Genomic DNA, 25435 nt, shown 5'->3' on the forward strand with positions numbered 1-25435 from the left:
CTACGCTCCAGTGGTGGTCGTGGTGGTCTTCAACGCTGCAATAAGTTCAGCGTTCTGTCGCTGCTGGCTCAACTCCAGGCGTGCATCGTTGTACCGCTGCTGCAAATCCTGCTGCCAGTGATTGTTCAGCACGTCAATAACTCGCTGGGTGTTGTCTTGGTTCGAGCGGATGATGTCGCACTTGTCCTGCTGCATCTGATAGCCTAGAGCCGAGAAGCCTCGCTCTATGCTGCGGTTGTTGAAATCGAATCCTCGCTGCATTGAGTTCTCGATATCCTTCTGCCCGAGCTGGTTGTCGTAGCCCATCTTGATGATGTTCTGCTGGGTCTGGCAGCAACAGTCCTTCAACTGCTGGATGATGTTGAGGTTTCCGAGGTTCGCTGCGTTGATTACTCGCTCTGCGCTGAAACCAACCTTGCCGCCTACATCTTGGATTGCTGCCTGCACGCCACAGACTGCATTCTGCAGCTGGTTCATATCGCAGTTAAGATTCTGCGCCAGCTGACCAAGAGCAACATTGTTGCCCTTCACTGCGTCCATCAGGAGAGCCGTATTATTGCCGTCCTGCATCTGTGTGCGAAGGCTCGCAATCTGATTCTGCAATTCCGTGTCCTGCAAATTGCCGCCACGGTTATTCCAGTCTCGCATCCAAGCCATCATCATCATATAGGCAAACGGGTTATTCATCCAGTTGCCCATACCACCGTTCATTGCTGCCAGCATCGTTGCTGGATCGTTGTCTCTACCTCTAGCGAGCAAAGCTGCCGCCAGGTTGTCATTGCCACCGTCCCCAGTGCAATAAACTTTCTCGATTGTGTCTGCCATAAAATTTTGAGTTAATTATGTCGTGGAAGCCAAATATTGGAATCCGCTGCAAAGATACTCTGATTTTTGGCTCGCTCCAAAAAGTTAGTGCAGGGGTATTTATCGAATTATTGTCAAAGAACGCTTTTGGTTACTTTCTTTTTGTTTCTTGATTAAACACAAATCGGCTCAACGTCCTTGTTTAGCAAGGTCGCTTGTGCCGTGGCAAGTCGATAAACTCGAGACGTGCCGAGATAAGTGTAAGCCATCTTGCAAAGATGTCTCACTGCTGGAACGGTGCGGTTTAATACGGTCGCAATGGTCGTTATGCTGAATCCTGCGTGTATCATCTGCTCAACGACCATACATCGTGTCATCACGAGATTTTCGGCTCTCGACTTTCCGAGAACGTCTTCTCTCGTAATGCTCAGCTCTCCGTTCTGAAGTTCAATAGCACAACACTTGATTACGTTGTCTATAACTCTCCATAGTTCTTTTTCCTTGTCATTCATATATAAAAATGTTTTAATCGTTCCCTAACATAGAATCAATCATTCCGTCAATAACTTCATCGGTCATATCCTTCTTAATAGAAGAATCTGCGCCCATTGACTTCATCGTCATAGTTATCCAAGGGTTGTCACTCTTCAAAGTGGATTGTATCTGCTCCTTGTATGCTTCGTGAAGTTCGCCCGATTCCTTGAAATCCAAAAGAACCGTGCGCAAGGCTTTCACCACGTAGTTATCCATCAGCAAGGGATTGTCCCTTGCCGATGAAAGTTTGGTAAGAAGCACTGCCAGTGCTTCACGTAATTGTTTCTTCTTCATATTGTCTAATTTTTAAATTTCCAAAGTCAGCTACTTAACTATTTAGCTAAATTGTTTTTAAAAACGAACATCTTGCCCTAATAAGATTGTAAATCCTCTTATGCCCTTCTATTGATGGGTGTACATTATCAGACAGAAACATATTTTTATCTAAAACCCCATCATTATTATAAAATACATCTTTGATTTCTACATAACAAAAATGTGACCTTATATAATCATTTATAACAGGATGATTATCTCCAGTACCATATTTAGGTGGAACTGTCAACCAAATTGTTTTTATGCCATTTTTGGTTGCTGCATCATCAATGTATTGTAACCCAGTGCAAGTTGCCTGGCTGTCAACGTCATTTGTACCTATGCAAAATAATACATATTTTGCATCTTTCAGCCATTTCATTTCCTTGTCTATGTGGGGTTTTATAGAGCTTACACTTGCTCCTCCCTGACCAAGTATAATAGTCTTCCTATCGCCAATGGAACTACATAGCAATGATGCAAATCTCTTATCCTTATCACTAGGAATCGAATTACCTTCTATAAATGAATGACCTACTACAACAAGTTTTACGTCATTGATATCTATTGGGTAACCAAAGTTAACATCTGACACTTTCATTTTGCCAATCAGTGTATAGAAAGACAACTTACCCCAAGCATATCCGTTAATGCTTCCGTTACCTTCATTGGCAGTATCACCGCTAATGACTTCACCATTACCGATTCCTTCTTTTGATGCACTGATTCCATCCTGCGCTGTCACAGATATATTGAAATATGAGTTTTTCTCTGTTTTCTTTTCAACAGACATGGTGTATTCTTTTCCCTTAGCAAACGCAAGTTCTGAAATATAATATTTGTGTGTCTGCTTTGGTGGCAAAGTCTGTCCTACGATATAAACAGATATGTAACTTCCGTTTTCATCCTTTCCTATACCAAACATTGTGCCAGCCAACTGATACCAAAAACCAATACAGAACTCAAAATAACCAAGAGAATCCGTATCAATAATCTTCAATGTTGATGATAGGATAAATTTATCTTCGTATAGACTGGTATTGTACTGTAATCTATTTTCGTAGCCAGTCAGAAGACTTTGAGCACTAGCTTTATCTTCCGATATGGAAAAGGAATTGTTCTGTATATCAAAATCTGAGAAATCAGAAATCAAATTGCCATAAGATTTTGCAGAACTGTTAATTTCTTGCTTTAACTCATCCCTTGCATAGTCAATCAACATCTGTGTTGATATGTTATCTGTGAAAAAAGCCCTATTTGGCAATATGGAATCTGGGCTACCATCATTCCAGCAGAAAGCATAGTAGCCTTCCTCTAAGGTTACGACTTTATTAATTATTGAAGAAGGAGCAGAACCTATTATTTTTTGTTCTGGCTCTTCATACGTTTCGTTAGAATATTTCCATAAAATATCCTGCGAACCACCTTCATTCTTTATATATAGCCAGTACTTACCAGGCTTCAAGTGAAGTTTAACTAACTTATAGTTCTTGATAGCGGCGCTGATAGTACCTTCGTTTCCTTTGATATATTTTCCTAAAGAAATATCATTCTTGCTGAATAATGACATAACAGTAGGAATAGGAGTGTTTTCTATAACCTTTAAAGACTCTCTAATATCTTTGGTGCTATCATCAATTAACATTTGCGTAGAAAGAGAATCAGTTATAAAAGCTTTTCCAATATTAATGGAATTGCTATTATCATTCCAGCAGAAAGCATAGTAACCTTCTTCTAAAGTTAATATCTTACTAATAGTGCTAAAAGGTGCAGCCCCAATTATCTCACTTTCTACAGAAGAAAACGATTCATCAGTGAACTTCCAAAATATGCCTTGTGTACCACCTTCATTCTTTATATACAACCAATATTTTTTAGCTGACAAATGCAATTTAACTAACTTATAGGCTTTGGTAGCATCTGATATGGTTTTATTTGTAGGATTGAGATATTTTTCCACTATAATATCACTTTTATCAAATACTGATACAATAGATGGCTTAAATAACATATTTTCTACATTTGTCAATGAGTTTTTAATACCTTTTGTGCCATTTTCCACCTTATCATCTATCAATGCCGAAATGGACATACTGTCAGTTATAAAAGCATTTCCAAGCGAAAAACCATTACCGTTATTATCATTCCAGCAGAAAGCATAGTAGCCTTCCTCTAGAGTTAATATCTTGTTATATGGGGTTGTTCCCGTAGGACCAACAATCTCTTTTTCTGGAGAAGCATAGCCGTTATCCGAATACTTCCACAACGTGGCTTGTGTATTAGAACCACAAGCGCTATATATCCAGTACTTGCCTGCTAAAAGATGCAGCTTAACCAGTTTGTAGTTTCTAATAACATCTGAAATAGCACCATTTGAAGGATTTATTGATTTACCGATAGCAACATTATCATTTCCAAATAGTGATACAACTGGAATTTTCAATCCCAAGTCGCTGAGTTGATCACTCACAGCTTTTTGAGACATAACAAGTTCCTCGGAATCTCCAGCCTCTTGGTCAACACTCTCCTTGTCGAACTTCTTGCCAAGTTCGGCATCAACACGCTTCTTCTCTTCTGTAAATTTTGTATCAACATCAGCAGTATTTGCCTTCTTGCCAAGCTCGGTGTCCTGCTGCTTGGCAATATCCGCAAGACCAGCGAGAGCACCGCCTACCCTCTCGGCTGTGTTCTCGCCCACCTGCGTAGCGTTCTTGACCGCTGCCGCCTGCTGTTTAATTTCGTTTATTGTTGCCATATATTAATCTCCTATTACGTGAATGTGTGCCCTCGTTCCTCGCTGTTCCTTCACTTCCCCTTTCGGGGTGAATGCCTTGAGGTATTCGAGTGCATCTGATAAATATCCTTCTGCCAATCCCATAATGTCGTTGTATTGCTTGTTGTTGGTTATGTCCTGCACATGGTCGGAATATTCGTCTCTGTGACGCATACCGCCCGCACGGCTTATAATTGTTCCATCGGAACGAAAAAGTCTCGCATACGTGAAATAAGCGAGTGCCTTGCGTATTCCGCTTGTGTACTTCTGCACCTTGGTTTCGTCTTGGCTGCAATAGCCCTCCTTCTTGGTGTATTCTCCACCGTCCAGGAAGACCGCAGGCTGGAAATCGGGCAAGACTGAATCGCCCCACTCTCCCTGCTCGGTCGCTGCCTTGAAACGTTCCCACCCGATGGCTGGTATGATGTTCGTGTCCTCGCATTCACGAATGTATGCGTTCACTTCATCCTCATCTAGGTGTGCGCTGGTCGGTCGTGCCAGTTCCCGGAACTGTTCAACCGTGATAAGTTGCTTTCTTGTCTGTTCTCCCATAGGCTCAATCAATTAATCTATCGTGTTATTCCCTGCCGCCTCGCTGCTGATATACTTCAACGGCTGTAGCTTGGGGTCTAGGTTCTGAATGGCTGGATCGTGCCAGCTCTTGAAAATCTTCTTGAAGGCTCGCTCGATGAAACGCTGCTCGGTCGTCACTTCGCCTGCATAGTACTCGTAAGCGTCCTGCATAACTTGTCCGCTGAAGCCAAGCTTTCCCATACGGATGGCATAGAAAAGTTCTTGGTGGAACTGTGCATAGATGCGCTCGATAACGCTGCTGTCGGTCACGGAAAACTCCTTGTCGAAGTTTTTTGTCGGGAAGGCGACAACCTTCGGTTCGTCTTCTTCGTTCTCCACCTCGACAGCTAGAATCTTCGCTGTGTTCTCGTCCCCCTGGAACTGCAAAAGGTCTTCATCGGAAATCATCTGTCCGCTCTCCACCTCTTCGCCTTTCTCGTTGAACTTAGGCACGCCCTTCTTGGTTACGAGCATACACGATACGAGGAAGTTGTTTCTCACGTTTCGCATCTTCACGTTGCCCAGTCCCTCATCGGTCGAAATCTCCGTGATGGCAGAATCGTAGCTGGCTGTCGGATAGATGAACTTTCCGTCTAGGCTCTGCCACAGAATCTGCCCATTGTAGCTGTCGATACCGCCAGCGTTCTCAATCTGTTCAAGAACGATGTCGGGGTCGGGATTGAAGGTATTGATGCGCTCGATGGTCTTCTCGTTCACCATCAACCGCTTTCCGTTCCTCGTTTTCTTCTGCTCCCAGTCTGGGTGCAGCAAGACGTGCGCCACGTTCCCCTTGTCGTCCGTCTCTTCCAGTCGGCAATTCTCAAATGGTACGTGGCTCACGCTCGACACCTGCCCGAGAACGTTGTAGTTCACGTGAAGGGCGAAGCCTCCAAACCTAGCGAGGTCGCCCGATACGTTCCGAAGCAAATCGTCTGCCGTATCCCCCTGCTGGTTCATCGCCAACGCTGCTAGAATGTCGCTATCGAAGCCGTAGCCCTCAATGAATCGGGCGTAGCGATTAAGGCAGAGCATTGCCGTTCCGCTGGCTTCCGTGATGCGTGCGAGGTTCTGCGGATATAGATTATCATATCCGTATGCCTGCATCTTGAATCGGCTCACGTAGCCAATATCAATTCTTCGCTTCGGCTTCTTAACTGTCTTTACGTTCATCTTGCTTGTGTCGTTTTACCTGTTGTTTTATTACTCTTCCTTGCCTGCTTTTTCGGCTTGGTCGAGGTCTTTCTTCTTGTCGCTGCCTGCTGGCTGCTGTTTGTTCTCGATGAGTTCCTCGCTGGGTATCTTCTGGAAGTATTTCTCCATCTGTGGGTACTTCGTCAGATATTCGTGCGCTACCTTGTCGGTCAGGTTCTCATTAGTGAAAATCTTACCATGGTAAAAATCCGGGCAGGAAATGATAAAACCTGCCTTCATTGCGTAATTACATTGCTTTGGCATAGCCTTTTCTTTTTTGAGTTTTGAATAAATTTCGATTAAAGCATCGTGGTAACACTGCTGGCAGGTTGTCGGAACAAACCGCTTCCGTGTTACCTCGAAATATAGAGATTCAATAACTGCCTTGTCGGATGCGTCAAAGGGACTGTCAAACCGTTCCTTCAACTCTCCGACCTTGGCTGTCGCTTCCTCGTAGGTCATAGCTTAACCTCCTACGGCTTCTGTTGTCAGACTGGCGTACTTGGCTGCCGTTGTCTCGCTGTCTGTATCAAAGAAGAAATAAGCTGCCTTCGGTACGCTCTCCTCTTCCAGCGTGATAAGCCAGCCGCCCTCGGTGTCGTCTGAGTACTTGTCGTTTTCTCCAGCACTTGCCTTCAGTGCCTGCGCATATCCAAATACCTGGTACTCTGCCTTTCCGTCCGCTCCCTTCGAAAGGTTGCGCAGGATGATAACGAACTTTCCGTTCGCCAGTCCGTCAATGATATTTGCGCAAACGTCAGGTGTGTTTGCCAATACCACGACTGCTACGGTATTCTTCCAGCTGTTGCGATACGTGCCAACGATTAGCTCGGTCTTGGTTCCAGTGTATGGCTTGCTGCCTTCCTGCCGGATAGCGTATGCTTTCTTGCCAGTCTTCAAGACCAATGTGCTAATTATATTACCCACGACAACGGACTTGGCAAAGTCAATGTCGTCTCGGTTGATGATAAGTCCATCGCCCTCCAATCCCTTTGTTACCTGGTCTTCGCAAGGGATGATGATGTCCTGGGCGATAAGGCTCTCGCAAGTTTTTGCCATATTAATTCGTTTTAAAATTGTTATATCCCCAACACCGTTTTGTGGGTGTTGAGGATTTGAAACTTAATACTTGATGAAGATATGGAGCGATTAGTAAGCCGCGTGGATCATATTCTCTTCGAGGAGAGCCGTGCCAATCTTACCAGTTGAATAGATATAGTTTCTACGCTCCTTGTGGTCGAACCAAGCATCCAGCTCACTAATGAGCGAATCCTGCGGTGTGCCGACCATCAGCTGCTTAGGGTTACAGAAGACCATACGATGAGGAAGGTTGTACGCTGTAGCGCCTTTCTCATAGCCCTTAATCATTCTGTCCCAAATGCTGACACTGGCAATTTTAATGCCGTTGTAGGTCGATGTTTGGAAGCCATCGAAGACCTTCTCCCAAGGCATAATGTCGTGGTACGTCTTCTTGATGTCGTAAGTCAATGCGTCAGCCAGCGAGCGTGTCATAAGAAGCACAGCGTTCGGATCATCGATGATGCGTGAGTCCACGTTCATAAGCATATTGTCTACAAGGTCGGTTGCCACACCCTGCTTGCGGATTGCCGCAATCTGCTCCGCCATCGTGGTTTCCTTGTTGGCTGCAATCTCGGTGCGGTTCTTTGTGGCTGTAGCTGCGAAAATTTTCTTGAAGAGACCATCGCAAGTGGTAAAGTACTCCTTCTTCAATCCATCGGTCAGCTTGCCGCCCTCGGAAACAGTCTGCGCATCCTCAGCACCAAACCAGCCGAATCGCCAAACCATCTGCTTCATAGCACGCTCAAGTGCATCGGTGTAGATTACCATGAAGTCGGTGCTGGTGAGGTCTCCAATGTCTGTGCCGGTCTTCAAGCTGTACTCTGCGATTGAGCCTTTCAGCGAATCATAGCAAATCTTGATTGGTACTTGCCAGTCGCCAAGCTTCCAGCGCTCCAAGTTGTTGGCGATGCCCTTCTCGTCATACGTTGGGTCGCAACCGCTGCCAGCCTTGCCGACCATCTCCATCTCACCAATGATGGCGATAGGGTCTCCGTCCTTGACCTTAGTGATGGTGACGAAATCCGCAATGTTTTCATCCTTGTAGAACGTCTCCTGAACGGCATCCTTGATGGTCTTCAGATTTTCGGGTTCGAGGACAAAGTTCTCGAACTGCTTTACATCAAAAGTATTACTCATAATTTATAACTATCTAATTTGTTTTTACTTGATTTCTTACAACGTTTTAGTCCTTGCTTGGTCGTTTCTTGAAACGATAAGCCTTGACCTTCTCGCTGATAGTCTTTGCGTCCGCCTTAACGTCCACCTGCTCTCCTGCGCCCTTGCCGCTTGGCTGTCGCTGTGCTGGCTGGTAGTGGCTGCTGAAGCCTGCCAGCACCTTCTCCGCACCGCCAGCCATCTTCACTGCATTCAAGATGCGCATATCCTCCTTGCTCTTCGCAAGTTTCTGTGCGCTTGCCAGCTGTGCCTTGGTGTCACTCAACTGCTGATTAAGTGCTGCAACCTGCTGCTGCAACTTGGCTACGGTGTCGTTGTCGGTGCTTGATGCGCTGCTGCCCTCACCGCCTTCACCACCCTCATTGTCGGTGTCGTCTGCGGTCTTAATGTCGGTGATTACACCATCCTCGACAACGATTGTCTTGCCATCGGGCATTTCAAACGTTCCGTCCGGACTTGCCTTGTCGCCAACCTGCGGGTCTCCCTCCTCACGCTCTACGGTCAGTGTCTGTCCGTCCGCTGTGTTGAGTTCCATAGCCTTTGGCTCTACCTTGGCTTGTGGCTCTACCTTGGCTTGTGGCTCTACCTTGGCTTGTGGCTCTGCCACCGCCTGCTCTGCTTCCTCCAGTGACTTCACGCCCAACTTGGCGAGGATCTTGTCAAGGAGAGAAGCCTTTACTTCTGTTTTCTTCTCCATTGCTTTTGGATTTTGTTGTTTTGAATTAATGAATTGCTCTATATTGCGCTTCGATGCGCTTGCGCTGATTGGCGCAACCGTGCTGCTTATAAGACCTAGGCGCAAAGCCTCGCTGGTGCTGATGAAGATGTCCTTATCCATCAAGGCTTGAATCTCTTCCCGGTCGCACCCGCACCGCTCTACGTATGCGTCCACCATCTTGTCCTGCCACATCTGCATTTCCTCGCCCTGGTTCTTCAAGTCCTTTGCGTTCAGCTGGTCGCCCAGACACCAGCCGGGAATCCACGGATTGTGCAGGAGAAAGGCAGCGTTCTCGTATGCCTTGCGGCTCTCCTTTGGTGCTGCCAGCATAATGATTGTTGCCATACTAGCAGCCTTGCCCTCAATAGTGCAGGTTATCTTCTTGCCGCTCTGTCTCAGTCGGTCGTAAATCGCCCAGCCTTCGACAACAGAACCGCCATTGCAGAAGATACGCATATCGATGGTATCATCATCCTTCGGTATGCTTGCCGCAAAAGCATCTATATCTTGAAAGCATACGCAGTCACCACCAAACCATTGATACCAAAACTTGTTGTCTTGGCTGTCGATGTCGTTGTATATTCTGAGTTTAGCCATTGAAACGTTATTTTTAAGTTTTAAAACGCTGCAAAGATACGATTATTTTCGATATGTTTATCTCATAAACAGTTAATTTTCCTAAACAAGCCGAAAATTTGCGCTCTAAGCGGATTTTATTGCCTTGGGCGTATAACTTTACCACATTCGACCAAAAACCGCTCAGAACGCAAATTTTGATAAAATAACAACACCATTAGAGCCTGCCGATATTCTCTATCGTCTGCACTCTCCGCTGGGTGCGGTTTATCTCTTCAACGCTCACTACTGGCTGGGGAGCCATCTGATACCCTCTTGCTACAGCTGCCGCCAGCATATCCATACCGATATTGCTGCCTCCGTTGTTAACTACGATAGGCACACCGCCTCCAAGCTGGTTGAATGCGGATAATATCGGGCTGAACATCGATGTCGCCTTGGCGGTCATTACGCTCTCGCCATTGGATAGCCTTGCCGGGATGCTGTCGCTCGTTCCAGTGCCCGAGCCTTGGACGTAGCCACCAGTGGAGAATCCCTTGATAACCGATTTCGCTCCTGCAAACGCTGCCTTAACAATAGCCGTCAATGCCGCAGCTTCTGCAATGCCCCATAAACCTTTCTCGGCAATCTGTGTTACTTTCAGTTTCGTAAGGATAAAAGGTTCAAGAATGTTCAGTGCAGTAATAAGCATTGATTTTAAGAAAGCCTTGCCCTTGGCTGTTTCGGCTTCAAACATCTCATCCATAGCAGATGCCAATCCGTCCGCTATCTGTTGGTAAATTGCCTTGAACTTTTCTTTTTTAGCTTCTTCCTCATCAATAAGATCTTGATTTTTCTTCTTTTGAATTTCAATCAATGTATCTGCAAGAGATTGATCGAGCTGTTTATGCGCTTCCGTGTTCTCTTGGGTCATTGCTAGCTTCTGCTCCAGGAAAGCCTTGTATCTCTCCAGCTTGGCTGCATCGTCTTCCTCTCCAGTGCCACCGTTCATAATGTCCGCATCCCTGCGCTTCTTCTCTGCTTCCTCGAACTCCTTGTTGATTTCGTCCACAATCTCCTTGGCTTGGTTCTTGATGTCCTCTTTCGCCTTTATCATTATGTCGAGAAGCTTTGCCTGCATTTCCTGCGCTTTTTCCGCTCCGATTTGCCCTGCCGCCACGTATGCGTCAATGCTCCTTGCCACCATATCCTTCTCAAGCTGTTCGAGGTCGTTGCTGTAGTCTCGCTCGTTGTCGTACATACCTGCGAGGTATCGCTTCTTTGCGTCCATTACTTGCTCGTTGTACTTGTACTGGATAAGTGCAATCTGTGCCTGCAATTCCTTTTCCTGCTTCTTTCTGCGCTCTGCCTCTGCCTTGGCTTCCGCTTTCTCCTTGGCTCTCTGTGCCTTGGTCTTGGTGGTGCTGCCCTTGGCTGGTGTCGTTCCCTTGTTTCCGTTCACTGGTTCGCTGCTGGTCGCTCCACCGTCTAGGTTCGCAAGTTTCAGATGCTTCAGTCTTCCGTTCACTGCGTTCTCGTATCCGTCAGCGAATGCGTTTCCAAAGTCTGCGCCAGTCTGCTTAATATCATTCCATCCTTCCTTGATAAACTTGGAAAGGTCAAATATCTCCTTGAATCCCTGCTGTGCCTTGGAAAGGTCGAAAGTTACGATACCCTCCAATATATCGAGCGCACCCTTTAGGCTTCTGCCGACTTGTTTCATTGCATCGATGATAAGGTTTGCCACGCCTCTAACTACAGACCAAACTCCACGAAAAGCAGCTCCAAGTGTCTGAATAACCCCTCGCAACAGAAGGCTCTCGTTGTACCAGTCGATGAAGTAATTGATGGTATTGAACAAACCCTTCATTATCTGAACGAGAATCTTCGTGCCGAACATCTTGCCCTTCTCGATCATCTCCTCGAATCCGTGCTGGCTCATATCGAACATTGACGAAAGGTAGCTGTTCAGTTCCTTGTGCAGCTTGATGTTTTCCAACTGGGTCTCTCCCCACTCTCCAGTCTGCTTCTTCACCTCTTCGATGTCTGTTGTCATCGTGTCGAGCTGTTCTATAAGCTGAATACCAGCAGCCGCTCCCTGCTTACCGAAGACGTTTTTCAGAATATCGCCCACCTGCTGACTGTCCGCTCCAAAGTCCTTCATCTTCGAAGCCACCTGCTGGATGATGTCGAAGGTGTTCTTCGTTCCGTTGGCTAGGTCTTGCTGCACCTGCTTGCCGGAAATGCCGATAGCGTCAAGGCTTGTGGATGTTGCTGTACTCATCTCTCGTATCTTCTTGCTAGCCATCGTGATAATATCTAGACCCTTGTCGCTGAAAATGCCGCTTCTGGTCTGCTGCAATATCGCCACAAGCTGGTCTGCCGAGATACCTGCATCGTGGAAGGTAGGCGCATATTGCTGTATCTTGTTGAGCATATCGCCAGATAGGTCTGCACCGCTTGCAAATCCATCGTTGATAACCTTCATCGCTTCCTCGCCCGATAGGTGGTAGTTCGACATGAGGTTGTCAGCTGTGGCGAGAACGTCATTGAAATCCTTTCCCATGGTGTCCGCTGTAGCCATTATACTATTACGCATAGTCTCCAAGGCTTCGCCAGTGTAGCCAGTAAATTCTCGGGTTAATCGGGTTGCCTCCATCAATCCCTTGTTGTAATCAAACCACCATTTAAATGTCATACCAACGCCGACAACGCCAGCGAGTGCTGCAAAATATGGATTCATAACCAAGCCGATTGCGGTCTTACCGAACGCCTTCAGCTTGTTTGTCAGTCCATCCATATTCTGCGCCAGCTTGATGATGTTGCTAACCTCGGTATCATTGACAATATCCATACCAAAGAACTCCGTCCCCTGCAGGTCATCTGCTGCTTGCATCATCGAGTTGTAGTAATTGCCAACGTTGCGATAATATCGTTGCGTCTCCTCCTCTGCCAGTTTCAGCTTTTCCGTTATCTCGTTTATGTGCTTGGCTAGTGCTTGCCCCTTCGCTCCCTCACGCTCTGCCTTTGCCATCTCATCGTATTGCTTGGTGGCATTGGAAAGCTGGGCACGAAGCTGCTTCAAACTGCCCTCCTGCTCGTTCTCTGTGCGCACGTTGTTCTGGATTTCCTTCTGCAAGGCACGCACGTTGTACTGGTACTCCTTGATGGTTGCGTTGATGGCTTCCGTCTGCACCTTCATCTCGTTGGTCGTGATGGTCTTGTCTTTTTCCTGCTGCTGCAAGTCCTTGATGGATTGCTTTAGCTGGTCTATCTTTTCCTTGTATCTGATGATGCCATAGATTGCATCCTCGTACTTGACCTTGATGTCAAGTATCTGCTGTTTGTCTTCACTTACCATAGTTTTTTGTCTTTTAGTTGTTCAACTCTATCATTGTAACCTCGCAGTATCCGCTGTTTGTTGTCTTGATTTCGAGAACCGCAAAATACGCTCCGTACTGCGCAAGGTACACTGGCTTCGTTTCGTCAAAGTTCAGTATCTCCAAATCCGAAAGGTTGAACCGCTCCGTTATCTGGTGCGGGTTCGCCACTGTCTTTCTCAACTTTTCCAGCTTGCCGTCGAAGATACCTTGCAGGTCGATGTTGAAAGCCAATGCCGCATAGCCGGCATCGGTTTTTGTAAGGTTCACGATTCGGTCTTTGCACGCCTTGTACTTGGTGGCAGTCTGTACTGTTAACGTAGTTCTACCAAAGTAGCGTTGCGTACTCTCCCACTCGTATATCGGTATGCGGTTTCCGTCCGTGGCTGCGAAAGGCAGCGTGCAAACGTCCTGCGTATATTCCAGCGTCTTGTTGTCTATCTCCATATCCGCATCGTGCTTCTGAAAGACGGTGTCGTCTTCCTTCCACTTGTAGATGTTATGCTGGCAGTAGTCCTCTACGCTGAAATCGGTCTGCCTTGGATGGTTGCAGGCTTCGCTTGGAATGAGCTTCTTCGTCCAGTCCACCGCTTGCGCCTTGGCTTCCCATAGGCTCACGATGTCCGCAAACGCAAGTCTGCCATCGGTGAATCGCTGGCTTGGGAACGTTGATGTCAGAATGCAGATACATTTAAGAAAATCCGTCACCTTGATGTCGGGCAGGTTCTTGCCGATAGGGAAATTACCTCCGTACGGTACTTCATCGCTCTGACTGATGCTTGCAGAAATGCGTCCGTTGTACCCACGAAGCCCTCTCAAGACTCCCTTACCGTAGTGTTTGAACTCGAAGGTCACGATGTCGCCCTCTTCAAGTTGAATCTCCCCTCGCCCTGCTGCAAGGTGTATGAACCGTCCGTTTACCTTGTCCGAATCGTAGTCTGTAATATACCTTCTAGAAGAAGCGTCATCTTCGTCTATATCCTTGCCTGCGATGTATGTCTTGGTGTACTCGCTTTCCTCCTGGTCGCTCGTATGCTTTGAAACAACCTTGATTTCAACGTAGCAAGGATCATACTGATATACTCCGTTCCATTCGATAGAGCCTTCGTAAGAGTTTCCGATATGCCCATTCGGGCGTGCATTCGATGCGTCCCACGACCAGTTCATCTGAACATCGAAAATCATCGTGCAGGCAATCTTTACTTTCAGCTGGCTGTATCTGGTCGCAAGTTCCAGTCCATCGAAGACCTCCGATAGGCTCGTTGGCTGGAATCCGAGAATGCCGAGGTTCGTTGTTGCGATGAAGGTACCCTCAAAGCTGCCTACGACCGTCTGTGCATCTGCCTTCCTCGTAATTAATGGGACCGCAAGCCCCTTGATGGTTTCTTTCGCCTGGCTGCTCCATCCGAATGCAACCCCGGTCTGTACCGTGATAAGGTCTAGGATATATTGTGCCGTCACGCTTGGCTGGATTGCCCCCTTGTCGGCATAACCAAAAGAGCCACCTCCACCAAATGAACCACCTCCACCAAACGTGCCACCGCCCGAAGAAGTCTGTACTTCCCTGCTGCTGGCTTTCGCCCGGTTCTCCGTCTCGCTCTTAACTTGAATGGTCGTTCCAGTGCTGTACTCCTTGATTGCGTTGATGACAAGCCACTCTGCCGTGGCTGGTGCTTGAAGGTCTATATCGATTGGCTCACTCTCGCTGGTGTACTTCACGCTGTATGGTGCGAATCTCGATGTCTTGTATTGTGTTCCGCCCGATACGTAGTAGTTGCTTTCCGAACCTTCGCCTGCTATCCAGTAGAGCATTCCATCCCTTGATGGCTTCACGTAGATGAGCCTTCCTGCCTGCTTATACCTGGTTATGTTCACCGTGATTTCTGTTCCAGCCTTGTCTGCTGGTATGTCTTCCACTCCCCAGGCTTCCGTAAACCCGGTTGCAGGGTCGTAGCTTCCGTATTCCACCTGCCCTGCTGGTGCTTCGTCCATCAATGCAAATCGGATGCTGATTGTCGTCATAGCTGTTTTCGTGTCTCCACTGGCGCAAAGGATGCCTGCGCCTATTGTTGCTGGCAAAATCGGGTCGGGTGCTGGTATGGTAGGATTGGTTTCCGCCTCGGTTGTTCCTGCATCCGCAGCAAGGCTCACGATGTTCTTGTTGGTGTCGAGTATTGCCCAGGTTCGATAGTCTCCCTTTCCCAACACTTTGTTGATGGTCGCTCTCATTCCAGCCTCGAAAGGTATGATTGCGCAAAGGTAGGTCTCATCGGTCAACACCTCGCCCGACACGTACTTCCCGACCTCTGTTCCTGTTCTTATCTTACCGTCAACGAGTGAATATGTCGTGTTGCTGTTCCCTCCAACGTTGCGGTCATAGCCCTGCCACTCCTCGCTTGACGTCTTGACCGCTGCAGCGTCATAGGTTCCATAGAAAACTCCCTCGGAAATCGCCTTCTCGTAGGTGTAGGAGCTGTTGTTTCTGTTGAACCGCAGATACTTCGTGCAATTCAACTCGTTCAGCTTCAAATCGGACGATTGCAGCGTTGCCAATGCCTGGAACAATCCCCAATAAATCGAAATTTCGATGGTTTCCTTTACGCTCAGGACGCTTGCCCTTCCATTGCGGATAATCTCCAGCCCATTGCGGAAATAACGTGCTGTGTGGAAAATATAGGGGTATTTGCTGCTTGTGCTCGGTTTCCCTGCAAACTCCATCACAGCCATATTGTGCGCTGTCTTGGGCAGGTTGATGGTGTATGTCGTGTTTGCGGTCATTTTCGTGATGTCACGGAAAAGGTTGCTCTTGATGTCAAGCGTGATTGCCGTTTCCTCGCTCATATCCATCAAGATGCCATCGATGTAAAGTTGTTGGTCTGTCATAGTTGCTGAATCTGTGTATTGTTAATAACCAGGTTGCAGACGAAATCCTGCAACTCTGCCGTTGTCTTGGTGTACGTTCCTGCCTTGATTGTCACGCTCTGCCAGTTGTTGTCCCCGAGGTACATATCAACGACCGGGCTGCTGGCTAGGTCTTGCAGGAAATCGAACGTCTCGCTGTCCACAAGCGGTGCGCAAAGCGGTATGGTGTCCTCCCTGCTGTAACCCTGCCTTCTTCCGTTCGCTCCGAGGTAGCCGAATATCGTATCGTCAAATTCTCCGAGGTTGTTGCGAATGAAGCTGGTGTCGCTGCTTATCGCCCTGCTCTCATCGCCTTGCGTGAATAGCCAGTAACGGTAAAAGCCGTGTCGGTCAACCCACCGAAGATAAATGCCCTTCTCTGTGTCATTCCTTTCTATCCTTGCAAGGAGAGACTGCTTGCCGCCGACCGCCATCGCAAAGGTAAGGTCGAAAACGTCCGTGAACGTTCCCTGCTCTATCTTTCCATCATAGTCGTAGATATTCCAGTACCTCGCCTTGCTTGGCAGAACACTGTCATTGATGTCCACGATGCCAGCGATGCCGGGCTTGACTAACTTGTTTGGTGCTCCCTCGTAGCCGACAAGTATCTGGGAAGCCGCATTGAGATAAAAGCCAAAGGAGAATGGGAAATGCGTGAACCAAGTGAGCCTCTTGAATCCGTTCCACGTCTCGCCTGCCCTCATCGCTCCCCACACGTAGAAGGTCGTGTAGCTGAATGTAGCAAGGTCGCTCCCCTCGCTGTCCTTGACCTTCACGGAAATATTGAACGCTGCCCCGAGGTTGCTCTGCAGAATCTCCTTTGTGTAGTCAAGGTTCCCGAAGCTGATGCCATCGAAGAGTGCCTGCACATATTCCCGGTAGTCCATGATGCAGTTCTCTGCAAACGCTTCCACGCTGTACGTGTGCGCCCTGGTCTCCCTGCTGATGGTTGTCTCGATGCTCGCAACGCCCGAGCCGCTTGCCTTGATGATGCAGGGAAGGAATGCGAAGCCTACAGCGTCCGCATACTTAATCGTGATGCCGTTTTTCGTTGTCTGTCTCATACCGTCTCATTGTTTAGTTTGATACTCCCCACCGACTGGTGGATTAAGAAAATAAGTCGCTGCCCCAGCCGTTTCATCGTGTCGGGCACAACGTTGCTGTACACGTCAGCCCTGCCGCCAGTGCGGTGCAGCCTAGAACCCTTGTTGGCGATGGTGTGGGCGATTGCCCCTGCCATACTCATATCGCCACGCTCTTGCGGTGTGTACTTGTGCGGTCGCTGGGTCTTGTAGGGGATAGGTGTGCCGTGCAGTCCCTTGTCCTTCATCCACTGACGGATGATGCCACGGAAGCCGTATGGTATCTTTCCTGCCCTTCGTCCAGTCTCCAGCACACCGAATGGCTTGTGTCCCCATAGGATGGTCTCATCCTCGCTGGGCTGCTCCACCTTTAGGCTCGCTATGGTGCGCCCCGATGCGTTCTGTCCGTTGATTCTGATGTGGTTGATGATAAGCTGCCGTGCTCTCTCCACTTCCTCCCTCATTATCAGCGATGCCGCCTTGGGGTCGAATTGTATTCCTCCCTTGCTCATACCACACACCCTCCTATGCTCTGTGTCAGTTGCAGGGAGTACATCACGCCCGACACGATCGTGCTCAGCCGCTCGATGATGGTCTCGTAGTACTGCTGCCCCTCCAGCGGCACGAACTTGTGCGACTGGTTGATGGCTCGTATCATCCTTGCCCCTGCCACCTTCATTCGGTCGATGCACTCTCCGTTGTCTTCTCCTTCCGCTCCCCTCGGTACGGTGTCTAGATAAGCCAGGGCAACGTTCACGGTGTCGTAAACCCTGCCGTTGCGTATCTCTGTCGTGCCGCTTGCTGGTATGATGCACACGATTGCCGGGTAGCTCAGCTTCTCCAGCTTGGTGTCCGCTGTGTCCCAGTCCTCGAAAAGGTAGGTGTAGTCTGGTAGCGTGTCTGCTGCCAGCTGCTTCAATGTTTCTCTTATTGTTGCCATAATTATCTGGATTTACGTTTCATTTCCTCCGCCTGCAACTTCTGCAGGTTCCGCTCGTACACGCTTCTCTTGTTGTCCATCTCCATACACTTGTAGATGCGGAGCCACGGTGTCTTCAATACCTGGTCGTGGTCGCTGATACCCATCCTCACTGCATACCAGTCCAGCATACCGAACAGTCCGAAGCGCAGGGTGTCGATGCCTGCCTCCTTCTCCAATCTAGTTGGCTTCGCTGTGTCGGTGCTCTCGAAGAGCTTGTTGATGCGCTCAACCTCTGCTGTTACCCATCCGATGAGCATAACGACATCAACCGCCCTAGCCTGCTCCACTTCCTTGTGGCTCAGACCGAGGACGGTTGTCACTATCTGATACAGACTTTCCTCGCTGTCTGATAGCTGGGAAAGGTCAATCAGCTGCCCGATGGATAGCTGGTTGAGGTTGTCGGGAACTTGTTTCTCCCCGACAAAAGCTGGTCGTGGCTGCTTGCCGATTTTATAGCTTGTGTGCCTTGCCACTGCCAGCCAGTACTTGAATGTAGTGTTCTTATCCATACGCTTTATAATTTTGTCGTAGTTATTGTCTCAATACGTGCGCCCTAGCCGTTCCGTGGCTTGCTACGGATAGCTTCTTCAAGGCTACGTATCGTATTGCGTCTATGCCGTGGTTGAATGCGTCTATAGGCTGGTTCGTGGTCTCTCCATCCCTTGACTTCTTCCACTTGTATTGCTGCATATTCTCGATGATGCCGTGGCTTCGTCTGGTTATGTTGATGCGGAAACGCTTCAAGATGTCGATGCCGTTGTTGATACTGTCCGCTCCCTTGGTGCTTCCTATTATCCACAGACCTTGGTTGTGTATCTCCTGAATGCTCTTAGGCTCTGCCGAATCCGCAATGATGAGGTCTCGTTTCGTCAGTCCTTGCTCCTTGCATCGGTCTGCGATGTCTTCGTTCGTCAGTCCGGGCTGGTAGATTTCCTCGTCCACCCATAACTCTCCGTGCGCCAATATAAGGTGCTCCAGTGCTGTCGGGTCGTTGGTGAATCCGAAGTCCATACCCCTGCACCCCATCTTCCACTCCTCCCTTGGTGGCAGCTTGTCAACGATGCCCCAGTTGGTGAATATAAGCCCGGTTATCTTTCCAGTCAATCCTCTAGCGTACACTCTCCACAGTTCGGGGTCGTCAATCTCTTCAATTTTTTTGTGCTCCTGCTCAGTCAGAAATCGGTTGTTTCGGTGGTCGCTCAGTATCAAACGGCAGTCATCCCTTCCGATGATGTTGTTGTGCACCCAGAACCTTGCGCTTGGATTGTAATCGATGAACACCTGCTTTCGGGTTCGGATTGCAAGCTGCCAAAACACTTCGTAGGGCACACCGTTCGCCTCGTTCACGAACAGGTAGTCTCGCTTACCGTTCTTGGCATCCTGCGCATCCTGGTAACTCTTGAACTCGATGATTGAGCCGTTTTTCCCTCTGTAGCTGCTGTCGCTCTTGTTGTTCTTGAACCAGTCAAGAAGCTCTGCCCTTGTGTGCAGGATGGTGTCTAGGTCTCGCATGGCTCCCACCTTCAAGTTCGGGAGGTCTTGACCGCACACCGTGATAATTGCCATCGGATGCTCAAAAGAAAGCACTATAAGACGCTGCATAATGGTGTATGTCTTCCCCGAGGACGTGCCTCCTTGGTTCACGAGAAACCTTGGCTTCACGTCCGCATTCGGGGCATACAGTTCACCAATAACGTCAAATAGTGCCATTCTTACAAACAATAAAACTTAAAACAAAAATTATTCTTTATCCAATCCCTCACGCTCGATTACTTCCTGCTCGCTTGAAGCACACTCGTGCCCCGAGTTGATGTAGCGTACCTCGATGCCGCCTTGGAATCCTGCGTTCAAATCAAGTACGACCTTATCCAGTCCGAGCAGCTTGCAGATTTGCGTCTCAGCTTTTAGGATGATGTCAAGATACCTTGGGTCTCCGAGTCCTCGCTTCTCAGCATCGTACATTATCGCCTTGACGGTCTCCATCGTTACCTGCCCAGTTGCAGGATTCTCGCTTGGCAGTCCGACTTGCGTCTGTGTCTTGCCGTGGTAGTCTTCCTTGGATTTCTCCCACGCATCCCAGGCTTCACGTATCACCAGCTTCAACCTTGCCACCTCGCTGGTTATCTTTTCGTCTGTGTCGGTCAGTCTCTCTTCCCTCCACTCCTTCAATAACCGCTGAATGTCGCAGTGCGCTTGATTGTATTTCGGTCTGTCGAGCCGTTTCCTAACCTCTGCCGTGATTTCTCGCTCCGTCCATCCCTTGCGGTATAATGGTGCGATAATCTGCAAGCGGTTTTCGATGTCGATTTTCTGCGCTCGATGTTTGTTGTTATTACCTTGTGGCATACGATTCTGATTTTAAAATTTCGCTCCATTGTACTTGTACACGATGTTCCCCTCGCTGTCTCGTTCGTCAGCTGGTACCATTGCCCCTTCGAACATCTTGTATGGCGAGTGCGCTGCCTGCGGATTGTTCCAGCACCACTTCATATAGTCGGCTGCGCTCATCGTGTAATACTTCGAGTATTTCTCACGTGTTCCCAGGTTCATCGCCTTCTCCAGTCTCGCCCTCAAAAGGTTCTCTGCATCAAGCTTGATGTCGCTCCACCTCACGTATCCCTTGCGCTTGCAAATGTTCAGTGCTTCGCACATCTGCCCCCTGCTGTAGTTCCACGTTGGCGGCAATCCACAGCAACTTCCGTTGTGGCAAAGTTCCTTGAAGTGTGCGTCCGATACATAAAAGCGCATTCCCAGCTGGTCGCACAGTTCCTTCATATTCCTGAAGAACGGTTCTTTAACCTTGCGGTTAAGTCTAAGATAGCCGGATTGTACGCTGTACTTCTTGTAGAATGCGAGAATGTCGAAACCTGCCATCTTGCTGATGGTAGGCAACAAATCCCTCAGTGTCGGGCTTCTCGTCTCCAGGCAAAAGAACTCGGTGCTCAAGGCTGTAGCCCCTCTGTTGAATGCTTCCTTGATAAGGTCGAGGTACGTTGGCGTGCTCACTCCGATGATGAAGGGTCTCAGTCTCAGCGTTGCCCCTCCTGCCCCTGCATTGGCGATGCGCTCGATGGCTTCCAGTCGTGCTTGTGGACTTTCCACCCCTCGCTCTATTACTCTAGCCTTCTCTGCATCGCTGGTGATGATTGAGAACTTGAAGTTCCAGTTCTTCTGCCCTCTGATCAAGTCCATATATCGCTCATCTTTGGTGAACCACGCTCCCTTGGTCGAGAAGCAAAGCGGATAGTCTATATCCTTGAAGAAACGCAAAAGCTCCAGTGTCGTTCCGTACTTCCGTTCGAAGTTGTCGAACTGGTCGCTCATACTTCCCCACTGCATAACCTTGCGAGCCTTGATGTATGGCGCAAAGTCTCCACCGTGCTTGTCGGGGTCAATAAACATTCGCTTGATGCGCTCAACGCTCACGTCCTTAACCTCCTTGTGCAGGTATTCCTTCTTCTTACTGCCAATACCTCGCTGGTTCTGAGCAAAACAATACATACAGCCAAAGCTGCAATTATTGTAAGTATCAAAAGCCATTGGCATTGAGCAATCGGGAAACTCGTATGTTATTCTTGGCGTGTTGCAATAATGTTCTGCCATATCCTCATAAATTTATTTTATTGATGATAAAGTCTGCGATTTGGTCGGGTGTCTGCTTCGTGGTGTCTATCGCTACAACGTCACACCCCGCAGTTTGCCATTTCTTTGCCGAGTGTGCCGATTCTCGCTGTCCCCGGATAATATCCTTGCTCAACGTTCCGTTCGAACGTTCTGCGAGCCTTTTCTGGATTTCTTGCAGTGGTGCGTATAAGAAGATTACAATCTGTCTGTCCGCATTGAACATTGCGTGCGTCAAGTTCTGACCCCAGCATTTAAGTCTCATCCCTTCGCAAATGATGCAGTCGGTGCTTTCCAGTGCCTTCTTCACGATGTCCCGAAGTATGGTCGTACCGTTCAGATTGTCAACACCTCCGTACTTAACATCGTATCGCCCTGCAAATGCAACTCCATCCCTGGTGCTGCTTATTCCGTCCTTGTAGCTTTCAACGCCACCAAAGCTTTCTATCAGCTTTCGGGCAACGGTGCTCTTTCCGCTGGCGTTGGTTCCGATTATGAAAACACAAGTCTTTCTCATATTCGAGTTATTTTTATTAAATTTCGTCTCTGCCGGATTGAATTGTTCCGAGCGGATAGTTTATCCATTTCAAGCGTTTCTCCGACTTAAACGCGAAAATTCCGACTATTCGGGTTTTTCTTTGAGTTCTTCCACGTCAAAGTTGCGCTTCTCGATTGCGTCAAGTCCCAGCATATCTGCCACGGCTTTTGCGTCCTCGCTTCGATATACGATGATGATGCGCTGCTCTTCGTCCTCTTCCGGCTCGTAGGTCGTGGTTTCCTGCTGGATTTCCCAGGGGTTCAATCCCCATCGCTGCATATCGTCCACGTCAAACGCTCCCTTTAGCTTCTCTTCATCCCAGCTGCCAAAATAGACGTTATCCTTGATGATGAACTCGTCCGTCTCTTCATCGGATAGGCTGTCAGCCATAACGACCTCGACTTGCGGTTCTGCCTTCCACTCCTTCCAGTGTATGCAAAGCTGCTGCTTCTCTCCATCGGTCAGTTTCACGGCTACGGCTTCAATCGCTCCCTTGATTGCTTCGTCTTCCATCTGCTCGATGTTGAGCAGGGCACGGAAGCGCATATTACCTCCGAGAATAACTCGGTTCTCATTGCAGACGATTGGTCTCATCTGCAACATCTTCGGAAACGTCAGAATACTCTCAACGAGTTTCTGCATCTGCTGTGGCTCAATGCTGCGTGGGTTGTCTTGGTTCTCCACCAGGTCGTGCAGGTTGATGTTCTCGATTCTATTCTTCTCCATGGTCTTCCTCCTTTCCTTCTTCTTGTCTCGGTTTCAGTTCGTCAAAGTTCCATACTATGCGGTCGATATGATCAACTCCCAGCAACTTGGCAAGGAATGGCTCATCGGCTGGCTTGTAGTGAATGATTACGTTCTCACGTGGCAGAACGCCATCGCCCATTATCGTTGGCAAGTCGTCAGGAGTCAAGTCCTGCCCTTCGATTTCTGGCGGTAGTTCCCCTGCGAATGGGTCGCCCTCTTGGTCGTCCTTGTCTTTCTTCTTGCACTTGCTGGTGCTGCTTGCTTCCGCTGGTGCTGGGTTCCAGACTGGCATACCCCAGTTCTGAAGCTGTGCGCTGTCCCATCGGTTCGCCAGGTCGTTGAAGTCCCAGTTACCGAAGGATAGATTGTCTTTAATCATAAACTCCTGCTTCTGTGCTTCCGTCAAGTCTGATGCACTCACCACGGTAACTGTAGGCTGTTGCTGCCATCCCTGCCAGTACTCCATCAATGCGGATTGCTCCTCATCGGATAGACGCTGCTCTGCATCAAGCTTCATCTGAATACTTGCTTCGTCCATCGTGACAATGTGCTGCAAGGCTTTCAGTCTCATATTGCCACCCAGTGCGTGGAAGGTCTCATCCACGACTATCGGGCGAAGGGTCAGCATTCGTGGGAATACGATGATGCTCTGCACAAGCTTCTGAAAGTTCGCTTGGCTTATCTCTCTAGGGTTCGCTTCGTTCTCGCTGACCCTCGAAAGTGCGATTTCTTCTGTTTTCATTTTCTTCTTGTTTTAAGTTCGAAAAACTGCTTATTTGATAAACATTGATGCAAAGATACGACTTTTTCGCTTTAGTTGTTCGTTCTTCGTGCACTTTTAACTTTTATCAACATTCCATCCATCAAAGGCTCTGATGGTCTTCTGCAGGGTTGTCTGTGCCTTTGGCTTAACCTTGACCGGGTATCCGGCACACACCCAGGCGAGGAGTAGTGCGTCTCTCTGGTCTTGGTTCATTCTCGGGAGCTTTCCGTCTGAGCTGATGAAGTAGGCGATTTCGTCTTGTGTTATTTTTCCGTCCTTGCCTTTCCAGCACTTCTTCAGCGGCTTGATTATCTCGTAGGGGATATTGTAGTGCTCGCAGCATTCTACGATAAGGATTCCGGTCTGATGGTTCATCCCGGTTGAGCGTCCGATGGCTGCTGCCTTGACTGCCGTCATAAATCTGTTTAGCACGTGCCAGTTGCTCTTGTTAAGCCAGCCGCCTTCAATGACGACCTTAACCTTTTTGCAGCTCTCGTTCATTGCCTTGAGGTAATCTATCAAAGCTGGAAAGTTCATTTTATAGGCGAGAAACTTCTTGTCGTCAAATACTGCTCCGACACCGCTTTCCTGGTTGTCGGGGTCGATGCCGATTATAACTGTTCCTTTTTCCATTTCGTTTTCTTTTGTTTTACTTTTGATTTTCTTTTTCTGTTATTTTCTTGAAATTTTCGTTCTAAGCCGCTATCTCTGTGTCTGTGGGTAGTTGTTCGGGTTGCGGAATGCTACGTGCGTGTGTGCGCTTGTGCGCTAGCTCCCTACTATTTCTATCCTCTACCCTATAGTCCCTTCTCCTTTCATCGTCTTGCAGGCTTGAAACGGAAAAATCGAGGGAGTGCCTGGCGATTTGCAAAATAAAGAATATATCGTACCGAATGAGTTTATCCTACAAACACTCCCCCTTTGGGTTGCAGGAAGTTCCCGATGTTCCTTGTTTCGGGATTCCTGCACTACAATCTGTCTTCTGTTATTTCATTTCTTCGTGTTCCACCTCGCTTTCTTTTTAATCGGAATGAATGCCGGACGACTCTCGTCTTTCCGAGTTGCCAGATTAATAATTTAAGTGATTTCATTGAGCGCAAAGATACAGTCTCAAATGTGTTATACTTTATGTTGTTTGCCGTTTGCGGCATTCATTCGCTGGTTAAGTACTTATCTTGCTGCTTGGAGCAAGGATTGCTTCTTCTTTCTCCTTACACGCTCTGCAAGCCACTTGAAGTGCTCTGCCGCCTGCGGATCACGGAAAATGGAAGCCTGCGCTTCCAGGCTTGCCCTATCCAGCTTCTTTCTTTCGGCTTCAATTCTCCGCAGCTTCTTCTGCTTGTCGTTGTAGCCCTTGACCTTTTCGGGGTTCGCCTTTCTCCAGTCGCTCGCAAGCTCAATCAATCTCTGTCGGTTCTTGCGGTAATACTCCGAGTTGTACTGAGAGACGTTGCGCCTTTTACGCTGCCTTTTTCCGTACTCTCTGATTCTGTCGGGGTTCGCCCTTCTCCATTCCCGGTTTCTCCTCATCATCTCGTCACGGTGCAGGGCGTAGTATCTGCGTGCTCTCTCACGATTGTGCTCTCTGAGTTCCTCGTCAGTGTACTTCTTCTTTCTTCCCATTGCATTCCTTGATGTCTTGGTGTTCAACATATCGCCTGCGAGGTGGGCAGTACCTGCCGTTGATGCAGTTCCGCCCATC

24 protein-coding genes are annotated in these 25435 nt (G+C 48.3%); all 24 read right to left on the reverse strand.

Annotated elements, in window-relative coordinates:
• The 24 genes from DXD25_RS03845 to DXD25_RS03960 all read right to left on the reverse strand — a co-directional run bounded on the left by DXD25_RS03845 (nt 1) and on the right by DXD25_RS03960 (nt 25434).
• The gene (locus tag DXD25_RS03845; protein ID WP_117661870.1) at nt 1-825 is read right to left on the reverse strand and encodes a hypothetical protein; all 825 of its coding nucleotides are present in this window, start codon (nt 823-825) and stop codon (nt 1-3) included.
• Nucleotides 826-977: 152 nt separating this feature from the next.
• Nucleotides 978-1316, reverse strand: a complete 339-nt coding sequence (locus tag DXD25_RS03850; RefSeq protein WP_117661871.1) for a hypothetical protein — start codon at nt 1314-1316, stop codon at nt 978-980.
• Nucleotides 1317-1329: 13 nt separating this feature from the next.
• Nucleotides 1330-1632 (reverse strand): hypothetical protein, encoded by a 303-nt coding sequence (locus tag DXD25_RS03855; protein ID WP_117661872.1) that lies wholly within the window; start codon nt 1630-1632, stop codon nt 1330-1332.
• Between the two features lie 46 nt (nt 1633-1678).
• Nucleotides 1679-4408, reverse strand: coding sequence for an SGNH/GDSL hydrolase family protein (locus tag DXD25_RS03860; RefSeq protein ID WP_117661873.1), 2730 nt, complete (start codon nt 4406-4408; stop codon nt 1679-1681).
• A gap of 3 nt (nt 4409-4411) precedes the next feature.
• Nucleotides 4412-4978 carry a hypothetical protein gene (locus tag DXD25_RS03865; protein WP_147327842.1) on the reverse strand — a complete coding sequence of 189 codons (567 nt, stop codon included), beginning with the start codon at nt 4976-4978 and terminating at the stop codon, nt 4412-4414.
• 12 nt (nt 4979-4990) lie between these two features.
• Nucleotides 4991-6169 (reverse strand): hypothetical protein, encoded by a 1179-nt coding sequence (locus tag DXD25_RS03870; protein ID WP_117661875.1) that lies wholly within the window; start codon nt 6167-6169, stop codon nt 4991-4993.
• Between the two features lie 30 nt (nt 6170-6199).
• On the reverse strand, nt 6200-6652 hold the full coding sequence (locus DXD25_RS03875; protein WP_117661876.1) for a hypothetical protein: 453 nt from the start codon (nt 6650-6652) through the stop codon (nt 6200-6202).
• 3 nt (nt 6653-6655) lie between these two features.
• The gene (locus DXD25_RS03880; RefSeq protein WP_117661877.1) at nt 6656-7249 is read right to left on the reverse strand and encodes a hypothetical protein; all 594 of its coding nucleotides are present in this window, start codon (nt 7247-7249) and stop codon (nt 6656-6658) included.
• A 90-nt stretch (nt 7250-7339) separates the two neighbouring features.
• A complete protein-coding gene (locus DXD25_RS03885) occupies nt 7340-8407 on the reverse strand; it encodes a hypothetical protein (RefSeq protein WP_117661878.1) in 1068 nt (355 codons plus the stop codon).
• A gap of 46 nt (nt 8408-8453) precedes the next feature.
• Entirely contained in the window at nt 8454-9761 is a 1308-nt protein-coding gene (locus tag DXD25_RS03890; protein WP_117661879.1) for an ATP-dependent Clp protease proteolytic subunit, read from the reverse strand.
• Nucleotides 9762-9957: 196 nt separating this feature from the next.
• A complete protein-coding gene (locus DXD25_RS03895) occupies nt 9958-13080 on the reverse strand; it encodes a phage tail tape measure protein (RefSeq protein ID WP_117661880.1) in 3123 nt (1040 codons plus the stop codon).
• A 13-nt stretch (nt 13081-13093) separates the two neighbouring features.
• On the reverse strand, nt 13094-15982 hold the full coding sequence (locus DXD25_RS03900) for a hypothetical protein (RefSeq protein ID WP_117661881.1): 2889 nt from the start codon (nt 15980-15982) through the stop codon (nt 13094-13096).
• Entirely contained in the window at nt 15979-17064 is a 1086-nt protein-coding gene (locus tag DXD25_RS03905) for a hypothetical protein (protein ID WP_117661882.1), read from the reverse strand. The genes DXD25_RS03900 and DXD25_RS03905 overlap by 4 nt, the downstream gene beginning before the upstream one ends.
• Nucleotides 17061-17594, reverse strand: a complete 534-nt coding sequence (locus DXD25_RS03910; protein ID WP_117661883.1) for a hypothetical protein — start codon at nt 17592-17594, stop codon at nt 17061-17063. The genes DXD25_RS03905 and DXD25_RS03910 overlap by 4 nt, the downstream gene beginning before the upstream one ends.
• Entirely contained in the window at nt 17591-18022 is a 432-nt protein-coding gene (locus tag DXD25_RS03915; RefSeq protein ID WP_117661884.1) for a hypothetical protein, read from the reverse strand. The genes DXD25_RS03910 and DXD25_RS03915 overlap by 4 nt, the downstream gene beginning before the upstream one ends.
• 2 nt (nt 18023-18024) lie before the next feature.
• On the reverse strand, nt 18025-18573 hold the full coding sequence (locus DXD25_RS03920; RefSeq protein ID WP_117661885.1) for a hypothetical protein: 549 nt from the start codon (nt 18571-18573) through the stop codon (nt 18025-18027).
• 22 nt (nt 18574-18595) lie between these two features.
• On the reverse strand, nt 18596-19774 hold the full coding sequence (locus DXD25_RS03925; protein ID WP_117661886.1) for a PBSX family phage terminase large subunit: 1179 nt from the start codon (nt 19772-19774) through the stop codon (nt 18596-18598).
• Nucleotides 19775-19804: 30 nt separating this feature from the next.
• Complete coding sequence (locus DXD25_RS03930; RefSeq protein ID WP_117661887.1) at nt 19805-20410, reverse strand: hypothetical protein; 606 nt, start codon at nt 20408-20410, stop codon at nt 19805-19807.
• Nucleotides 20411-20422: 12 nt separating this feature from the next.
• Nucleotides 20423-21667, reverse strand: a complete 1245-nt coding sequence (locus tag DXD25_RS03935; RefSeq protein WP_147327843.1) for a radical SAM protein — start codon at nt 21665-21667, stop codon at nt 20423-20425.
• Between the two features lie 4 nt (nt 21668-21671).
• Nucleotides 21672-22202: a shikimate kinase gene (locus DXD25_RS03940; protein WP_117661889.1), complete on the reverse strand. Its 531-nt coding sequence runs from the start codon at nt 22200-22202 to the stop codon at nt 21672-21674.
• Nucleotides 22203-22307: 105 nt separating this feature from the next.
• Complete coding sequence (locus tag DXD25_RS03945; RefSeq protein WP_117661890.1) at nt 22308-22949, reverse strand: ParB N-terminal domain-containing protein; 642 nt, start codon at nt 22947-22949, stop codon at nt 22308-22310.
• Nucleotides 22936-23712, reverse strand: a complete 777-nt coding sequence (locus DXD25_RS03950) for a hypothetical protein (protein WP_117661891.1) — start codon at nt 23710-23712, stop codon at nt 22936-22938. Before DXD25_RS03950 ends, DXD25_RS03945 begins: the two co-directional genes overlap by 14 nt.
• A gap of 96 nt (nt 23713-23808) precedes the next feature.
• Nucleotides 23809-24366, reverse strand: coding sequence for a hypothetical protein (locus DXD25_RS03955; protein WP_117661892.1), 558 nt, complete (start codon nt 24364-24366; stop codon nt 23809-23811).
• A 537-nt stretch (nt 24367-24903) separates the two neighbouring features.
• Nucleotides 24904-25434: a hypothetical protein gene (locus DXD25_RS03960; protein ID WP_117661893.1), complete on the reverse strand. Its 531-nt coding sequence runs from the start codon at nt 25432-25434 to the stop codon at nt 24904-24906.
• Between the last annotated feature and the right edge of the window lies 1 nt (nt 25435).

The organism is Prevotella sp. TF12-30, from assembly GCF_003436715.1.
In the GTDB taxonomy this organism is placed as follows: domain Bacteria; phylum Bacteroidota; class Bacteroidia; order Bacteroidales; family Bacteroidaceae; genus Prevotella; species Prevotella copri_A.

What these genes read in the sequence shown, in the direction of transcription:
- DXD25_RS03855 (WP_117661872.1), bottom strand. Translation starts at nt 1,632, where the DNA reads ATGAAGAAGAAACAATTACGTGAAGCACTGGCAGTGCTTCTTACCAAA.
- DXD25_RS03920 (WP_117661885.1), bottom strand. Translation starts at nt 18,573, where the DNA reads ATGGATAAGAACACTACATTCAAGTACTGGCTGGCAGTGGCAAGGCAC.
- DXD25_RS03875 (WP_117661876.1), bottom strand. Translation starts at nt 6,652, where the DNA reads ATGACCTACGAGGAAGCGACAGCCAAGGTCGGAGAGTTGAAGGAACGG.
- DXD25_RS03960 (WP_117661893.1), bottom strand. Translation starts at nt 25,434, where the DNA reads ATGGGCGGAACTGCATCAACGGCAGGTACTGCCCACCTCGCAGGCGAT.
- DXD25_RS03865 (WP_147327842.1), bottom strand. Translation starts at nt 4,978, where the DNA reads ATGGGAGAACAGACAAGAAAGCAACTTATCACGGTTGAACAGTTCCGG.
- DXD25_RS03915 (WP_117661884.1), bottom strand. Translation starts at nt 18,022, where the DNA reads ATGGCAACAATAAGAGAAACATTGAAGCAGCTGGCAGCAGACACGCTA.
- DXD25_RS03910 (WP_117661883.1), bottom strand. Translation starts at nt 17,594, where the DNA reads ATGAGCAAGGGAGGAATACAATTCGACCCCAAGGCGGCATCGCTGATA.
- DXD25_RS03860 (WP_117661873.1), bottom strand. Translation starts at nt 4,408, where the DNA reads ATGGCAACAATAAACGAAATTAAACAGCAGGCGGCAGCGGTCAAGAAC.
- DXD25_RS03925 (WP_117661886.1), bottom strand. Translation starts at nt 19,774, where the DNA reads ATGGCACTATTTGACGTTATTGGTGAACTGTATGCCCCGAATGCGGAC.
- DXD25_RS03940 (WP_117661889.1), bottom strand. Translation starts at nt 22,202, where the DNA reads ATGAGAAAGACTTGTGTTTTCATAATCGGAACCAACGCCAGCGGAAAG.
- DXD25_RS03885 (WP_117661878.1), bottom strand. Translation starts at nt 8,407, where the DNA reads ATGAGTAATACTTTTGATGTAAAGCAGTTCGAGAACTTTGTCCTCGAA.
- DXD25_RS03935 (WP_147327843.1), bottom strand. Translation starts at nt 21,667, where the DNA reads ATGGCAGAACATTATTGCAACACGCCAAGAATAACATACGAGTTTCCC.
- DXD25_RS03930 (WP_117661887.1), bottom strand. Translation starts at nt 20,410, where the DNA reads ATGCCACAAGGTAATAACAACAAACATCGAGCGCAGAAAATCGACATC.
- DXD25_RS03850 (WP_117661871.1), bottom strand. Translation starts at nt 1,316, where the DNA reads ATGAATGACAAGGAAAAAGAACTATGGAGAGTTATAGACAACGTAATC.
- DXD25_RS03890 (WP_117661879.1), bottom strand. Translation starts at nt 9,761, where the DNA reads ATGGCTAAACTCAGAATATACAACGACATCGACAGCCAAGACAACAAG.
- DXD25_RS03895 (WP_117661880.1), bottom strand. Translation starts at nt 13,080, where the DNA reads ATGGTAAGTGAAGACAAACAGCAGATACTTGACATCAAGGTCAAGTAC.
- DXD25_RS03880 (WP_117661877.1), bottom strand. Translation starts at nt 7,249, where the DNA reads ATGGCAAAAACTTGCGAGAGCCTTATCGCCCAGGACATCATCATCCCT.
- DXD25_RS03945 (WP_117661890.1), bottom strand. Translation starts at nt 22,949, where the DNA reads ATGGAGAAGAATAGAATCGAGAACATCAACCTGCACGACCTGGTGGAG.
- DXD25_RS03845 (WP_117661870.1), bottom strand. Translation starts at nt 825, where the DNA reads ATGGCAGACACAATCGAGAAAGTTTATTGCACTGGGGACGGTGGCAAT.
- DXD25_RS03955 (WP_117661892.1), bottom strand. Translation starts at nt 24,366, where the DNA reads ATGGAAAAAGGAACAGTTATAATCGGCATCGACCCCGACAACCAGGAA.
- DXD25_RS03905 (WP_117661882.1), bottom strand. Translation starts at nt 17,064, where the DNA reads ATGAGACAGACAACGAAAAACGGCATCACGATTAAGTATGCGGACGCT.
- DXD25_RS03870 (WP_117661875.1), bottom strand. Translation starts at nt 6,169, where the DNA reads ATGAACGTAAAGACAGTTAAGAAGCCGAAGCGAAGAATTGATATTGGC.
- DXD25_RS03950 (WP_117661891.1), bottom strand. Translation starts at nt 23,712, where the DNA reads ATGAAAACAGAAGAAATCGCACTTTCGAGGGTCAGCGAGAACGAAGCG.
- DXD25_RS03900 (WP_117661881.1), bottom strand. Translation starts at nt 15,982, where the DNA reads ATGACAGACCAACAACTTTACATCGATGGCATCTTGATGGATATGAGC.